We start from the raw sequence: 15,113 nt of genomic DNA on the forward strand, positions 1-15,113 counted from the left end.
GAGCCGATCAGGCGATCAGGCCTTCAGGCGCGAGGCGAAGGTCTTCTGGAACTTCTCGACCTTCGGGCCCACGACGAACGCGCAGTAGCCCTGGTTCGGGTTGTTCAGGAAGTAGTCCTGGTGGTAGGCCTCGGCCGTCGAGTAGTTGTCGAGCTTCGCCACTTCGGTGACGACCGGCGAACGGTAGGTCTTGCTGGCCTCGATTTCGCGGATGACCTCTTCGGCCACCTGCTTCTGCGCGTCGTCGGTGTAGTAGATGCCGCTGCGGTACTGGGTGCCGACGTCGTTGCCCTGGCGGTTGAGCGTGGTCGGGTCGTGTACCACGAAGAAGATCTCGAGGATCTCGCGCAGGCTGATCCGGGCCGGGTCGAATTCGAGCTTCACCACCTCGGCATGGCCGGTGCGCCCGGTGCAGACCTGCTCGTAGGTCGGCTTGACGACCTGGCCGTTGCAATAGCCCGACTCCACGTCGAGCACGCCCTGCACCCGGTCGAACACCGCCTCGGTGCACCAGAAGCAGCCGCCACCGAGCACGATGGTTTCTGTGGGCGACGATGAAGAGGTCATTGCACTGCTCCGGAAGGTTGGAAAAAGACGAACCCGATATTGTCGCGGCTTGACGTGACAGATGCCGCTCACTACATTACTAACCCGCGAGTCATTAAAATCATGCCCACGCCCCGATCCTTTGTCGACAAGATCTGTCCGGTACGCGCCAAGCGCGAGCGCCGGAAGGAAGCGCGCCCCGGCGAATTGCTGGCAGCCGCGCTCGACCTGTTCGTGGAAAAGGGCTTCGCCGCCACCCGCTCAGAAGAAGTGGCGGCAAGGGCCGGTGTTTCCAAGGGCACCCTCTTCCTGTACTTCCCGAGCAAGGAAGAACTGTTCAAGGCCGTGGTCATGGAAAGCCTGGGCGGCCGATTCAATGAATGGAACGCCGAATTCGAGGCGTTCGAGGGCACCTCGGCCGAAATGCTGCGCTACTGCATGAACGTGTGGTGGGAACGCGTCGGCATGACCAAGGCCTCGGGCCTGACCAAGCTGATGATGTGCGAGGGCTCCAACTTCCCCGAACTCGCGGAGTTCTACCGCCGCGAGGTGGTGCGCCCCGGCCACGACCTGCTGCGGCGCATTCTGCAGCGCGGCATCGACCGCGGCGAGTTCGCCAAGGTCGACATCGACCACGCGATCTACTCGGTGGTCGCACCCATGGTCTTCCTCATGCTCTGGAAGCATTCGGCCATGGTCTGCGTCGACGGCGCCGCGACGCTCGACCCCGAGAAATACCTCGCGACGCAGGCCGAAACCGTGCTTTACGGCCTCTGCGCGCGCGCCGGAGACAAGGCATGAAGCATCTCGCAAGGCCGACCGGGCCGCGGGTGTCATCGGCGCCACCTAAAATTGAAGGTTTGTCCTGAGCCCACTAGGAAAGCCACGCCATGAACCCCACCCCCACCCTCGAGCGCTTGCGCTTCAACATGATCGAACAGCAGATCCGCCCCTGGGATGTGCTGGAGACCGACATCCTCGAACTGCTGGCTGAAATCCACCGCGAGGACTACGTGCCCGACGAGCACCGCACCCTGTCGTTCTTCGACATGGAACTGCCGCTGCTGGACGGCTCCGTGCCCGGCGAGATCATGCTGTCGCCCAAGGTCGAGGCCCGCACGCTGCAGGACCTGCACATCCAGAAGCACGAATCGGTGCTCGAGATCGGCACCGGCTCCGGCTTCATGGCCGCCCTGCTCGGCGCCCGCGCCGCCCAGGTGCTGTCGCTCGAAATCAACCCCGTGCTGGCCGCCCGCGCAGCCGAGACGCTGCGCCGCAACGGCGTGACCAACGTCGAGGTGCGCCACGCCGACGGCTCCGTTCCCCTGGCCAGCGGCCCGAGCTTCGACGTGATCGTGCTCAGCGGCTCGGTCGCGCGCATTCCGCAGAACCTGCTGGGTTCGCTGAAGGTCGGCGGCCGCCTCTCGGCCATCGTGGGCGACGAACCCATGATGCGCGCCCACTTCGTCACGCGCACCAGCGAAAGCAAGTGGGACACCATCCAGCCCTGGGACACCGTGGCCCCGCGCCTGCTGAATTTCCCCGAGCCCTCGCGCTTCTCGTTCTGAGCGGACGGCAGCCATGATTGACCAAGTCCGCCCCGCCGACCTCGCCGCCTGGTTCGCCCAGGATGCCGACGCCGCCCCGGTTCTGCTCGACGTGCGCGAGCCCTGGGAGCTGCAGACGGCGAGCGTCGCGCCCCAGGGCTTCACCCTGGTCGCGATCCCGATGAACGAGATCCCCGGGCGCCTGGCCGAGCTGGGCGAAGGCAAGCGCATCGCCTGCCTCTGCCACCACGGCGCGCGCAGCCAGCGCGTGGCCGCCTTCCTGAGCCAGAACGGCTTTGCCGACCTGGCCAACGTGGCCGGGGGCATCGACGCCTGGTCCTCGCACGACCCCACGGTCCCGCGCTACTGATTCTTTCTCCAAGGACGTTCAATGCCTTCCAGGCCCCGGCTCTCGCCACTTTCCGCAGCGCTCGCAAGCACCTTCGCAGCACTGCTCGCATTGCCGGCCCAGGGCCAGACACTGAACGAACTGTATGACGCCGCCCGCAGCTACGACGCCACCTACCAGGGCGCGCGGGCCCAGTACGACGCCAACGTGGCGCGCGCCGCGCAGGCCAAGGCGGGCATCCTGCCGGCCGTGGGCCTCACGGCCGGCGTGACGCGCAGCGACATCGAGATCGACATCCTCACGGGCGCCGGGCGCGGTACCACCACCCCGCGCGACTTCAATACCCAGAACGTCGGCATCAACGCCACGCAGCCGCTGTACCGCCCGGCCAACTGGGCCACCTACGAGCAGGGCAAGCGCCAGGCCGACATCGCGCAGGCGGTGTTCACCATTGCGGAGCAGGACCTGATCGTGCGCGTGAGCCAGGCCTACTTCGACGTGCTTGCCAGCCAGGACAGCCTGGCGCTCGTGCGCGCCCAGAAGGTGGCCGTGGCCGAGCAGCTGGCATCGGCCAAGCGCAACTTCGAGGTCGGCACCTCGACCATCACCGACTCGCGCGAAGCGCAGGCCCGCTACGACCTGGTGATCGCGCAGGAAATCGCCGCCGAGAACGACCTGCAGGTCAAGAAGGTGGTGCTCGACCAGCTGGTCGGCCGCCCCGGCAGCGTGCCGGTGCCGCTGGCGGTGCCGGTGGTGCTGCCCACGGCCATGCCCGCGGACATCAACGCCTGGGTCGCGCAGGCCGACGAAGTGCACCCCGCGATCAAGCAGGCGCGCCTGGGCGTCGACGTGGCCGGGCTCGAAGTGGAGAAGGCCAAGGCCGGCCACAAGCCCACGCTGGACGCCAACCTCGGCTACAACGTCACGCGCAATCCGACCGGCACCACCACCAGCACGGTGGGCACGCGCGCCAACGCGGCCACGGTCGGCGTCACCTTCAACCTGCCGCTGTTCGCCGGCTTCGCGACCGAGAACCGCATCAAGGAAACACTGGCGCTCGAAGACCAGTCGCGCAGCGTGCTCGAAGGCACGCGGCGCAACGTGGCGCAGGCCACGCGCGCGGCGTACCTCGGGCTGGTCTCGGGTGCGGGGCAGGTGAAGGCGCTGGAGGCCGCCGAATCTTCCAGCCAGAGCGCGCTCGATGCGAACCGGCTGGGCTACCAGGTGGGCGTGCGCATCAACATCGACGTGCTGAACTCGCAGAGCCAGCTGTTCCAGACCAAGCGCGACCTCGCGCAGGCGCGCTACAACGTGCTGCTGGGCAACCTGAAGCTGCGCCAGGCCAACGGCACGCTGACCACCGACGACATGAATGCGATCAACGCCACGCTGGCCAGCAACGCCGGCGTGCCGGCGGTGCCCTCGGCCACCGCGCCCGACCGCTCGCCGCAGCAGCAGCAACCGGTGGTGCCGCCGAGCATTCCCGTGATTCCGCCGGTGCCGGTGCAGCCGTTCAATCCGCCCGCGCCGACGATGCCGACGCCGCCCGTGCCTCCGGTGATCCTGAATCCGCCGGTTCGCTGAGGCATTCGTCTTTCTCCCTCCCCTTTCGGGGGAGGGCCGGGGTGGGGGCACGACGGCCTTCACCCATTCGCAACGCTCATTCGGCGCGAGCCCCCATCCCAGCCTTCCCCCAGAGGGGGAAGGAGCAATGCGGGCTCGGTCAGTCCAGCGTAGGTTCGGCGCGCGGCGGCTGGTCTTCTTCCAGCGGCGCGTTCACGGTGTCCACGGGATCGGCAGCCTGCGCGATCGCCAGCACCGCCGCCGCCGTGCGCTCGGCCGCTCCGCGGTTCGACGACGCAAAAGCCTGCGCGGCCTGGGCCATCGCCGCGCGGCGCTCGGGGTTCTCGACCAGCTTCAGCGCCGCCGTCACCGCCTGCTCCATGCCCTCGACGCGCAGCGATGCGCCCGCGGCCAGAGACAACTGCGCCGCCTCCGCGAAGTTGAAGGTCGACGGCCCCATGACCACCGGGCAGCCACAGGCCGCCGGCTCGATGAGGTTCTGCCCGCCCAGCGGCTCGAAGCTGCCGCCGAGCAGCGCCACGTCGGCCAGGCCGTAGTAGAGCGCCATCTCGCCCAGCGAATCGCCGAGCCAGATTTCCGATTCGGCCGGCTGCCCCGCCGCGCTGCGCCGCGCCACCGCGAAGCCTTCGGCCTCGATCAGCGCCGCCACTTCGTCGAAGCGCTGCGGATGGCGCGGCACGATCATCCATTGCACCTCGTGCACACGCTTGGCGATGGAGCGCACCGCGCCCTGCTCCGGCGGCACCGGCGAGGTCGCGCCGAAACGCTTGAGCACTTCGAGCAGCATGCGCTCTTCGCCGTCGCGCGAACTGGCGAGCACGACCATCGGCCGCGGCAGGTGCTCGCGCAGCGACATGGCCGTGGCGAGCTGCCGCGCGTCGGGCGTGGCGTCGAACTTGAGGTTGCCGTACACACCGGCCACCTTGGCGCCGAGCGACACGAGCCGGTGCGAATCGGCCTCGGTCTGCGCCCACACGGCGGCAAGGGCCGAGTAGGCGGGCCGCGAGAGCCAGGCAAGGCGCTCGGCGGCCGCCAGCGATTTTTCATTCAGGCGCGCATTGGCCAGCACCAGCGGAATGCGGCGCTCGGCGCAGGCGGCGGCCATCTCGGGCCAGACCTCGGTTTCCATCAGCACGCCGATGCGCGGCTGGAACTTGTCGAGAAAGCGCGCCACGGCGCCCGGCGTGTCCCACGGCTGCCAGACCTGGGTGTCGCCCGGCTCGAGCAGCTTGGCGCCCTCCTCGCGGCCGGTGGAGGTGCCGTGCGTGAGCAGGATCGGCACGCCCGGATACTGCCGCCGCAATTCGGCAATCAGGATGGCGGCCGCGCGCGTCTCGCCGAGCGAGACCGCATGCACCCAGCACTGGGCATGGCCGGTGATGGACTCGTCGTAGCGGCCGAAGCGCTCCTCGACGGCCACGCCATAGCCGGGCTCGGCCACGGCACGGCGCCGCAGCTTCCGGCGGACCAGCGGTTGCACAGCGGTGGTGAAGACGCCGTAGAGGCGCAGCAGTAGCGAACGCACAGGCTCAGTGGGCGGCTGCCGCCAGTTGGGCGTCGGGCTTGGCGGTACGCAGCAGCGCCAGCATCTCGGCCTCGATGCGCTTGAGCGCGGCATCGGTCTGGCCTTCGAAGCGCAGCACCAGCACGGGGGTGGTGTTCGACGCGCGGATCAGGCCGAAGCCGTCTGGCCAGTCGACGCGCAGGCCGTCGATGGTCGACACCTTGGCCGGCGCCGCGAAATCGGCGCTCTTCACGAGCTTGTCGACCACCGCGTGGGGCTCGCCCTCGGCGCAGGCCACGTTCAGCTCGGGCGTCGAGAAGCTGGTGGGCAAGGCATTGAGCACCGCGCTCGCGTCGGGGCTCTTGCTCAAAATTTCCAGCAGACGGCAGCCCGCATAGGTGCCGTCGTCGAAGCCGAACCAGCGCTCCTTGAAGAAGATGTGGCCGCTCATCTCTCCGCCCAGCGGCGAATCGACTTCCTTCATCTTCGCCTTGATGAGCGAGTGCCCCGTCTTGTAGATCATGGCCTTGCCGCCAGCCGCCTCGATGGCCGGGGCCAGGCGCTGCGAGCACTTCACGTCGAAGATGATGGTGCCGCCCGGCACGCGCGACAGCACGTCCTGCGCGAACAGCTGCATCTGGCGGTCGGGGAAGATGTTCTGCCCGTCCTTGGTGACGATGCCCAGGCGGTCGCCGTCGCCGTCGAAGGCCAGGCCCAGCTCCGCGTCGCCCGAGGCTAGCGCGGCCATCAGGTCCTTGAGGTTCTCGGGCTTGCTCGGATCGGGGTGGTGGTTGGGGAAGTCGCCGTCGACCTCGCTGAACAGCTCGGTCACTTCGCAGCCGATGGCGCGGAAGATGGCCGGCGCGGTGGCACCCGCGATGCCGTTGCCGGAGTCGACCACGATCTTCATGGGCCGGGCCAGCTTGATGTCGCCGGCGATGCGCTTCACGTAGGCCTCGGTCACGTCGACCTTGCGAACGCTGCCGCCGGGGGCGAGCTGCGCGGTGCCGGCTTCCATGGTCTTGCGCAGGCCCTGGATCTCGTCGCCGTAGATGGCGCGGCCGGCCAGCACCATCTTGAAGCCGTTGTAGTCCTTGGGGTTGTGGCTGCCAGTGACCTGGATGCCGCTGGAGGCCAGCGTGTGGGCCGCGAAGTACAGCATGGGCGTGGTGACGGCGCCCACGTCGATCACCTCGATGCCGGTTTCCACCAGGCCCTTGATCAGCGCTTCGACGAGCATCGGGCCCGACAGACGGCCGTCGCGTCCAACGGCCACCGACTTTTCACCGGCGGCGCGGGCGGCGCTGCCGAAGGCCCGCCCGAGTGCTTGCGCCACTTCGGCGTCGAGAGTGACCGGCACGACGCCGCGAATGTCATAGGCCTTGAAGATCGACGCGCTGAGCTGCATGGAATGCGGTTTCCTGCTGGGTTTGTAAACGAGCCATTGTAGGCAACGCCCCGGGGTGCCACATGTCCGAAAACGGCCAGTTGAAACGAGTCGAAACCGTATCATTTCCCCATGCCTTCCACCCACGCCCCCACCGAAGCGCTCGAGAGCGACGCCTGCTACCTGGCGATGAAGACGCACGACGCGCGCTTCGACGGGTCGTTCTTCACCGCCGTGACCTCCACAGGCATCTATTGCCGGCCGGTCTGCCGCGTCAAGCTGCCGCGGCGCGAGAACTGCCGGTTCTTCCGCCACGCGGCGCAGGCGGAGGCCGCGGGCTTCCGTCCCTGCCTGCGATGCCGGCCGGAGCTGGCGCCGCGCGCGGCCAGCTGGTCGACCGAGGACGCCTCCCGCATCCTCGCGCTGCAGGCCGCGCGGCTGATCGACGAGCCCGATGCATGGTCCGAGGACGGCCCCGGCGCGGCGCAGATCGCGGCCCGCCTGGGCGTGAGCGACCGCCATCTGCGCCGCATCTTCGAGGCGCAGTTCGGGGTGTCGCCGCTGCAGTACCTGCAGACGCGCCGCCTGCTGGCCGCCAAGCAATTGATCGCCGACACCCGCCTGCCCATGACGCAGGTCGCGCTGGCCAGCGGCTTTGCGAGCGTGCGGCGCTTCAATGCCGCATTCGTGGAGCACTACGGCCTCAACCCGAGCGCACTGCGCCGAGCCGGCGGCGCGGCCGTGGAGAACGGCGCGGGCCGGGCCATCGAGGTGCGGCTGGGTTTCAGGCCGCCCTACGACGACAACGCCATGCTCGGCTTCTTCGCGCGCCGTGCGCTGCGCGGCATCGAAGTGGTGGCCACGGCCGACGGCAAGGAGCCGGCCAAGGGCAGCACGCCCGCCTATGTGAAGCTGGCGCGCACCCTGCGCATCCAGCAGGGTGGGCAGGCGCATGCCGGCTGGCTGCAACTGCGCTTCGACCTCGATCGCGAACAGGCGCTGCTGTCGGTCAGCGACTCGCTGGCCGCCGTGCTGCCTATCGTCATCAGCCGCGCCCGCGCGCTGTTCGACCTCGACGCAGAGCCGATGGCCATCAACGCCGCGCTGCATGCGGCCTTCCCGCACGGCGACGGCCTGCGCGTGCCCGGCGCGGTCGACGGCTTCGAGCTGGCGGTGCGCGCGGTGCTGGGCCAGCAGATCACGGTGGCCGCGGCGCGCACGCTGGGCTCGCGGCTGGTGGCGGCATTCGGCGAAACCATCGCGACGCCCATCGAAGGACTCGACCGGCTGTTTCCCACGCCGGCCGCAATCGCCCAGGCGAGCGGCGACGCGCTGGGGCAGCTGGGCATCGTGCGACAGCGGCAGGCCGCCCTGCAGGCCATCGCCCGCGAGGTCGCGCACGGCAGGCTGGCGCTGCATGCGGGGGCCGACGTGCCCTCGACCATCGCGGCGCTGCAGGAGTTGCCGGGCATCGGCGCCTGGACCGCGCAGTACATCGCGATGCGCGCACTGCGCTGGCCCGACGCCTTCCCGGCCGGCGACGTCGCGCTGCAGAAGGCGCTGGGCGTGACCACCGCGCGCGCCGCCAGCGAGGCCTCGCAAGCCTGGCGCCCCTGGCGCAGCTATGCGGTGCTCCGCGCATGGCACGCGCCTCCGGCGCCCTCCACCGCCAACGCGGCCGCGGCTGCGTCTCCCCTCATCACCACGGCAGGCCTCACCGCCTGAAATGCCATGAAGTTCAAGAGCAAGCTCATCTACACGTCGCACATCGACACGCCGCTCGGCGGCATCACGATGGCGGCCACCGACCAGGGCCTGGCCGGCGTCTGGTTCGACCAGCAGCGCCACTGGCCCGACACCACGGGCTGGATCGCCAAGGACGACCACCCCGCGCTGGTGGAAGCGGCCGCGCAGCTGCACGACTACTTCGCGGGCAGGCGCGACCACTTCGACATGAAACTCGACCTCTCGCACGGCACCGCGTTCCAGCAGAGCGTGTGGCAGCAGTTGCTGACCATTCCGGCCGGCGCCACGCTGACCTACGGCACGCTGAGCGCCAAGCTCGGCAACCCCACCGCGGTGCGCGCCGTGGGCGCGGCCGTGGGGCGCAACCCGATCAGCGTGATCGTGCCCTGCCACCGCGTGCTGGGCGCCGACGGTTCGCTGACCGGTTACGCTGGCGGGCTCGAACGCAAGACGGCCCTCCTCGAACTGGAAGGCGCGCTGTAAGGCAACCACCAGGAAGAACGAAAAAAGCCGCATGAGCACAACGAACAACAACATTCCCACCAAGGCCGTCGCGCCCGCCAACTCCGCAGCATGGCTCGTCGACCTGGTGCTGCTGGGGGCACTCTGGGGCGCATCCTTTCTCTTCATGCGCATCGGCGCGGCGGAGTTCGGCGCCCTGCCGACGGCGGCCGTGCGGGTGGCCATCGCGGCGCTGTTCCTGCTGCCCATTGCGCTGCTGCGCGGACAGGGCCCGGCCCTCGCAAAGCACTGGAAGGCCAGCTTCGCGGTCGGCGTCTTCAATTCGGGCATGCCGTTCGCGCTCTTCTGCTTCGCGCTGCTGACCATCAACACCGGCCTGGCCGCGGTGCTCAACGCCACCACGCCGATGTTCGGCGCGCTGGTGGCCTGGGCCTGGTTCCGCGAACGGCCCGCGGGCTCGCGGATCGTGGGCCTGGTGATCGGCTTTGCCGGCGTCGCGATGCTCGCGAGCCGCAGCGCCGGCCTGCATGCGGGCGCCACCGGCCATTCGGCGCTGTGGGCCGTGCTCGCCTGCCTGGGTGCGTGCCTGTGCTACGGCATCTCGGCCAGCGCCACGCGCCGCCACCTGGGCGGCGTGCCGGCCCTGACGACGGCCACCGGCAGCCAGATCGGCGCCACGCTGTTCCTGGCCATCCCCGCCTTCTGGCTGTGGCCTGCGCAGATGCCGAGCCTGCGCTCATGGCTCGCGCTGCTGGCGCTGGGCATCGCCTGCACGGGCATCGCCTACATCCTGTTCTTCAGGCTGATCGAGCGCGCCGGCCCCGCACGTGCACTGACTGTGACGTTCCTGGTGCCGGTGTTCGCGCTTTTCTACGGCGCGGTGTTCCTCGACGAGCGCATCACGCAGTGGATGCTGATCTGCGCGGCCGTCATCGTTTGCGGCGTTGCGCTGTCGACCGGCATCGTCAAGCTCGGCCGGCCACGCAAGGCCGCGGCCTGAGCATCCCGCCGCGCGCTCAGGAAAAGGCGCTGGCCACCACGTTGACCGACAGGGCCAGCACCAGCATGTTGAAGGTGAACGACAGCACGCTGTGGATCAGCGTGATGCGGCGCATCTCTTTCGACGTGGCCTGCACGTCGGAGACCTGCGAGGTCATGCCGATCACGTAGGAGTAGTAGAGAAAGTCGAAGTAGTCGGGGGCGTCGTCCTTGCCCGGAAAGTCGAGGCCGCCGTCGGGCCTGCCGCTCTTCTGGTCGATGTAGTAGCGGTGCGCGTAATGGAACGCGTAGATCGAATGCATCATCAGCCACGACCCCGCGAGCGCCACCAGTCCGAGCGCGACGTGGGCGGCACGCTCCCAGCCGTCGAGCTGCTTGACCTCCTGCAGCAGCATGGCGATGGCCACCACGCTCACGCCCACCGCCACCAGCATCGACACCAGGATCACCACGTTGGGCTGGTCCAGCGACTGCGCGCGCTCGCGCGTGCGGCGCGCGTCGAAGGTTTCGGCCAGCCACCAGGTGAGCACCTGGTAGACCAGCACGCCGGCACACCATCCGGCCAGTCCGCGCGCCATGCCGCTCATGGGCCATGGCACCAACGCGACCGCGGCGCCCGTGAGACTGCCGTAGAGAAGACGCTGGGGCCCGGTGGTGGTGGAGAGGTGTTCGCGCATGCGGCGACTGTAGCGCCGCACACGTGCCCGTGACGGCAAAAAACTCGCGCAGTCCGCGACCATCAAGAAAGTCCTACACACGCAGCCGCCGAGCGCGCATGTAATTGATCACGCGCTTCCACTACCTTGCCGGCCGCCCTCAGGGAGCTGCCTTGGAATGCGCATGCGCGAGGCTTTTCTTTTCCATCTGAAGGATCCATTTTCATGTTGCAGCTTCATTCCCGTCCTTTCGACTGGACCGTCCGCTTCGGCGCCATCGGCGCGCTCATCGGCACAGGCTTCCTGTTCGCCGCCGCGCCCGCACTCGCCGATCCGTCGCCGGCGCTCGACCGTTTCAGCTTCTCCGTGGGCGGCTACAACGCCGACCCCAAGTTCAACGCTTCCGTCAACTCGCCCTACGGCTCGCTGCAGTCGGGCGACATCAAGCCCGGCCGCGTGACCATGCCGCGCGTCAGCGCCGACGTGCTGCTCGGCGACAGCCAGGGCATTTCCTTCGACTACTACCAATACAAGCGCGACTACTCGGGCGGCATCGCGAGCAACAACAGCTTCGGCAGCTTCGGCTCGCTCAACACCTTCGGCAACGCCAACATCAGCACCAAGCTGGACTTCGCCAAGCTGTCGTACAAGTGGTGGATCGGCAGTGGCAACACGGTGCTGGGCCTGGGTGCCGGCGCGGCCTACTACCGCGCAACGCTGGGAGCGAGCGCCAGCGCCGTGGTCAACGGACAGGTCGGCACGTACAGCCAGAGTTCGAGCGACAACGCGATCGCGCCGCTGCTGGAAATCGGCGTGCGCCATGCCATCACGCCGGACCTCCGGCTGTTCGCAGACGCCTCGGGCGTGTGGAAGAACGGCGGCCGCTTCCACGGCAACATCTACAACGCCTCCGCGGGTGTGGAGTGGTTCCCGGTGAAGAACGTCGGCTTGGTGCTCGCCTACAACGTGACCAACATCGACCTCACCCGCGACGCCGACTTTGCAGACACGCGCCTGAAGGTGCGGCTGCAAGGCCCCTCGGCTTTCCTGAAGGCCCGCTTCTAGGCAACGCCGCAGCGGCTGCGCGCAGCCAGTCTTCGCAAGACGCGACGCGGGGGCCAGCCTTAGGCTGCGCCCCAACGAACGAAGAACGGAGACATAAGCATGCCTGCAGCCACCACCACGGCCGTCAACGGCCTCGCGCCCTCGTCGGCCCCGCGCCTCCACGCGCGCATTTCACGCGTAACCCTGGGCGACGTGGTCCATCGCTCCGCGCGCCGCTTCGGCGAGCGCACGGCGCTGATAGAGGGCGAACATCGCCTCTCCTACCGCGCGCTCGACGCGGCTTCGAACCGCTTCGCGCACCACCTGCTGGACCTGGGCCTCGCCAAGGGAGCGCGCGTGGGCATGCTGTGCAACAACTCGACCCAGATGGTGATCGCCATGCTGGGCATCCAGAAGGCCGGGCTGGTGTGGGTGCCGATCAACACCGCGCTGGCGGTGGACGCCATCGGCTACATCCTTGCGCACGCCGAAGTGCGGCACGTGGTGATCGACAACGCGCTGCACGCGAAGCCGGAGCTGCGTGAACTGCTGCAGGCCACGGGCGTGTCTCCCCTGCTGTGCGTGCTCGACAGCGACACGCCACCGCCGGGCATCCCGACCGTGCAACAGGCCGTCGCGCAAGGGCCAGAGACGCTGCCCGACGTGGACATCGACAGCACCGACCTCGCGCTCATCATGTACACCAGCGGCACCACCGGACGCCAGAAGGGCGTGATGCATTCGCACGCTTCGGTGCATTCGGTGCTGCTCAGCAACATGGTCGAATGGGGCAGCAGCCCCGAGCGCGCCGATGTGTGGAGCAGCGTGCTGCCGCTGTTCCATTGCGGGCAGCATACGGTGCTGATGTCGGCGCTGTCGGTGGGTGGCGCGGTGGTCGTGCTGCGCGGCTTCGACCCCGGCGCCATGCTGGCCGCCATCGAGCGCCACAGGATCACCGTGGCCGTGGGCCTGCCGATGATGTACGGCGCGCTGCTGGCCCATCCGCAGCGCGCCTCACGCGACTTGTCGAGCCTGCGGCTGTGCGTGTATGCGATGGCGCCGATGTCACGCACGCTGCTGCTGCGCCTGCTCGACGAGTTCTGCCCCAGCTTCGCGCTGGTGTCGGGCCAGACCGAGATGTATCCGGGCGCCACCATCTTCGAGGCGAGCGAGCAGCGCAAGCGCTTCGGCTCCTACTGGGGCGTGGGCACGCTGGTGAACGAGGTCGCGGTGATGGGCGACGGCGGCGAACTGCTGGCCCCCGGGCAGGTCGGGGAGATCGTCTTTCGCGGGCCCAACGTGATGCTGGGCTACTACAAGGACCCGGAGGCCACCGCCAATGCCCAGCGCTTCGGCTGGCACCACTCCGGCGACCTCGGCAGGATGGACGACGACGGCCAGCTCATCTTCCTCGACCGCCTGAAGGACATGGTGAAGTCGGGCGGCGAGAACGTGCCCTCCATCAAGGTCGAGGAAGTGCTGCTGCGCCACCCGGGCGTGATGAACGCCGCCGTGGTGGGCCTGCCGCACGAGCACTGGGGCGAGGCCATCACCGCCTTCGTGACGCGCCGCCCCGATGCGCCCGCGGACTTCGACGAAGCCGCGCTCACGGCGCACTGCAAGGAGCACCTGGGCGGCTTCGAGGTGCCCAAGCAGATCATCTTCCTGGCGGCATTGCCGATGACGTCCACCGGCAAGATCCAGAAGTTCGAGCTGCGCAAGGCGCACCAGGACAACTACACGCGCGGCTGACCGGCGGCCTGCAGCAGCGTCGCGCGCACGTCTTTCTTCAGCACCTTGCCCACCTTGGAGCGCGGCAGGTCGAGCCATACCTCGATCTGCTTGGGCGCCTTCACGCTGCCTATGCGCGACTTGGCGAAGGCCTTGATCTCTTCCACGTCGACCTGCCGCCCGGCATGCAGCTGCAGAACGGCCACCACGCGCTCGCCCCACTTCTCGTCGGGCAGGCCGACCACCGCGCTGTCCTGCACGTCGGGGTGCTGCATCAGCGCCTGCTCCACCTCGGCGGAGTAGACGTTGAAGCCGCCGGAGATGATCATGTCCTTGGCGCGGTCGACGATGTACAGGTAGCCGTCGGCATCGAGGTAGCCGATGTCGCCCGTGTGGTGCCAGCCGAAGCGGCTCGCTTCCTCGGTGGCGCGCGGGTCCTTGTAGTAGCCCTGCATCACGAGCGAGCCGCGCACCACGATCTCTCCGCTCTCGCCGGCGGGTAGCAACGCGCCATCGCCGTTCATCACGCCCACCTGCACCAGCGGCCCAGGCCGGCCGGCCGATGAAAGCCGATGGCGCGCCACGGTGCCGTCGGCATTGAAGTGCTCGCGCGGCGACATCATCGAGATCATCATCGGCGCCTCGGTCTGGCCGAAGAGCTGCGCCATGACGGGGCCGATCTTGTGCAGCGCCTCCTCGAGCCGCGCGGCCGACATGGGCGCGGCCCCGTACCAGAAGCATTGCAGCGAATCGAGCTGCGCCGAGGCGAGCTGCGGATGCTGCAGCAGCATGTAGATGAGCGTGGGCGGCAGGAAGGTGTGGGTGATCTGGTGCGACTCGATGAGCCCGAGGAACTCGCCCAGGTCGGGCCTGGGCATGATCACCACCCGCCCGCCGAGCGCCATCACCGGCAGGCACAGCACGCCGGCCGCATGCGTGAGCGGCGCAAGCGCCAGGTAGGCGGGCCGGCCTTCGAAGGGATAGCCCATGAGCGTCAGCGCCGACATCGCCTCGAGGTTGCGGCCCGACAGCATCACGCCCTTGGGCTGGCCGGTGGTGCCGCCGGTGCCGGCGATCATGGCCACGTCGTCGGGCGGAGAGATGTCGATGGGCGAGTCGTCCAGCCCTTCGAGCCAGTCTTCCAGCGAGGGCGCGAAGGGCTGCCGCCCGTCGAGGCAGACCAGCGCCCGCAGCTTGGGCAACTGCGGGCGCATATGGCCGACCATGTCGGCGTAGTTGCCGTGGAAGAGCAGGCACGTGCAGTCGAACGCATCGAGCACGAAGGCGTTCTCGCTCGCCTCGTTGCGCGGGTTGACCGGGCACCACACGCAGCCCGCGCGCGAGATGCCGAAGACCGTGGCGAAAGCCGTCGCGTCGTTGCTCGAGAGCACGGCCACCTTGTCCCCCGGCCGCACGCCGGCGCGCTGCAGGCCGCGTGCCACGCGCCAGCTGATGCGCTGCACCTGGGCATAGCTCAGGTCGGCGGCGCCCAGGGTCAGGCACGGCGCATGGGCACCCAGCTGGGCGCCCTTGTCGAGGTAGTCGACGAGGCGCATGG

At 68.7% G+C, this 15,113-nt stretch carries 14 protein-coding genes; 9 read left to right on the top strand and 5 right to left on the bottom strand.

Going from position 1 to position 15,113, the window contains the following annotated elements; all coding sequences use genetic code 11:
* Window positions 1-15: 15 nt before the first annotated feature.
* Window positions 16-567, bottom strand: a complete 552-nt coding sequence (gene msrA, locus C4F17_RS10030) for a peptide-methionine (S)-S-oxide reductase MsrA (protein ID WP_081268003.1) — start codon at window positions 565-567, stop codon at window positions 16-18.
* Between the two features lie 102 nt (window positions 568-669).
* Between msrA and C4F17_RS10035 the strand changes: the two genes are divergently transcribed.
* The 4 genes from C4F17_RS10035 (at window position 670) to C4F17_RS10050 (ending at window position 4,026) form a co-directional block, all read left to right on the top strand.
* Window positions 670-1,347, top strand: coding sequence for a TetR/AcrR family transcriptional regulator (locus tag C4F17_RS10035; protein ID WP_106935136.1), 678 nt, complete (start codon window positions 670-672; stop codon window positions 1,345-1,347).
* 89 nt (window positions 1,348-1,436) lie between these two features.
* Window positions 1,437-2,114, top strand: a complete 678-nt coding sequence (locus C4F17_RS10040) for a protein-L-isoaspartate O-methyltransferase family protein (protein WP_081268001.1) — start codon at window positions 1,437-1,439, stop codon at window positions 2,112-2,114.
* Window positions 2,115-2,127: 13 nt separating this feature from the next.
* A complete protein-coding gene (locus tag C4F17_RS10045) occupies window positions 2,128-2,463 on the top strand; it encodes a rhodanese-like domain-containing protein (RefSeq protein WP_081268000.1) in 336 nt (111 codons plus the stop codon).
* 21 nt (window positions 2,464-2,484) lie between these two features.
* On the top strand, window positions 2,485-4,026 hold the full coding sequence (locus C4F17_RS10050) for a TolC family outer membrane protein (protein WP_106935137.1): 1,542 nt from the start codon (window positions 2,485-2,487) through the stop codon (window positions 4,024-4,026).
* 139 nt (window positions 4,027-4,165) lie between these two features.
* On the opposite strand, the gene C4F17_RS10055 is transcribed toward C4F17_RS10050, so the two are convergent.
* Both C4F17_RS10055 and C4F17_RS10060 read right to left on the bottom strand, forming a co-directional pair.
* Window positions 4,166-5,551 carry a 3-deoxy-D-manno-octulosonic acid transferase gene (locus C4F17_RS10055; protein ID WP_106935138.1) on the bottom strand — a complete coding sequence of 462 codons (1,386 nt, stop codon included), beginning with the start codon at window positions 5,549-5,551 and terminating at the stop codon, window positions 4,166-4,168.
* Between the two features lie 4 nt (window positions 5,552-5,555).
* Window positions 5,556-6,938 carry a phosphomannomutase/phosphoglucomutase gene (locus C4F17_RS10060; RefSeq protein WP_081267997.1) on the bottom strand — a complete coding sequence of 461 codons (1,383 nt, stop codon included), beginning with the start codon at window positions 6,936-6,938 and terminating at the stop codon, window positions 5,556-5,558.
* Window positions 6,939-7,049: 111 nt separating this feature from the next.
* Between C4F17_RS10060 and C4F17_RS10065 the strand changes: the two genes are divergently transcribed.
* From C4F17_RS10065 to C4F17_RS10075, 3 genes are read left to right on the top strand one after another with little or no spacing between them, the layout of a single operon-like run.
* On the top strand, window positions 7,050-8,642 hold the full coding sequence (locus C4F17_RS10065; protein WP_106935139.1) for a DNA-3-methyladenine glycosylase 2 family protein: 1,593 nt from the start codon (window positions 7,050-7,052) through the stop codon (window positions 8,640-8,642).
* Window positions 8,643-8,648: 6 nt separating this feature from the next.
* A complete protein-coding gene (locus C4F17_RS10070; RefSeq protein ID WP_106935140.1) occupies window positions 8,649-9,146 on the top strand; it encodes a methylated-DNA--[protein]-cysteine S-methyltransferase in 498 nt (165 codons plus the stop codon).
* 31 nt (window positions 9,147-9,177) lie between these two features.
* Window positions 9,178-10,125 carry a DMT family transporter gene (locus tag C4F17_RS10075; protein WP_106935141.1) on the top strand — a complete coding sequence of 316 codons (948 nt, stop codon included), beginning with the start codon at window positions 9,178-9,180 and terminating at the stop codon, window positions 10,123-10,125.
* A gap of 16 nt (window positions 10,126-10,141) precedes the next feature.
* Here the strand turns inward: C4F17_RS10075 and C4F17_RS10080 are convergent, their stop codons facing one another.
* On the bottom strand, window positions 10,142-10,801 hold the full coding sequence (locus C4F17_RS10080; RefSeq protein ID WP_081268039.1) for a DUF1345 domain-containing protein: 660 nt from the start codon (window positions 10,799-10,801) through the stop codon (window positions 10,142-10,144).
* A gap of 204 nt (window positions 10,802-11,005) precedes the next feature.
* Here C4F17_RS10080 and C4F17_RS10085 point away from each other — a divergent pair, with 204 nt between their 5' ends.
* Together C4F17_RS10085 and C4F17_RS10090 are read left to right on the top strand one after the other, a co-directional pair.
* Window positions 11,006-11,845 (top strand): hypothetical protein, encoded by an 840-nt coding sequence (locus C4F17_RS10085; RefSeq protein ID WP_106935142.1) that lies wholly within the window; start codon window positions 11,006-11,008, stop codon window positions 11,843-11,845.
* 99 nt (window positions 11,846-11,944) lie between these two features.
* Window positions 11,945-13,576: a class I adenylate-forming enzyme family protein gene (locus tag C4F17_RS10090; protein ID WP_106935143.1), complete on the top strand. Its 1,632-nt coding sequence runs from the start codon at window positions 11,945-11,947 to the stop codon at window positions 13,574-13,576.
* Here the strand turns inward: C4F17_RS10090 and C4F17_RS10095 are convergent.
* Entirely contained in the window at window positions 13,561-15,111 is a 1,551-nt protein-coding gene (locus C4F17_RS10095; RefSeq protein WP_106935144.1) for an AMP-binding protein, read from the bottom strand. The two genes, C4F17_RS10090 and C4F17_RS10095, sit on opposite strands and share 16 nt — an antisense overlap.
* Between the last annotated feature and the right edge of the window lie 2 nt (window positions 15,112-15,113).

The sequence above is a fragment of the Variovorax sp. PMC12 genome (assembly GCF_003019815.1).
In the GTDB taxonomy this organism is placed as follows: Bacteria; Pseudomonadota; Gammaproteobacteria; order Burkholderiales; family Burkholderiaceae_C; genus Variovorax.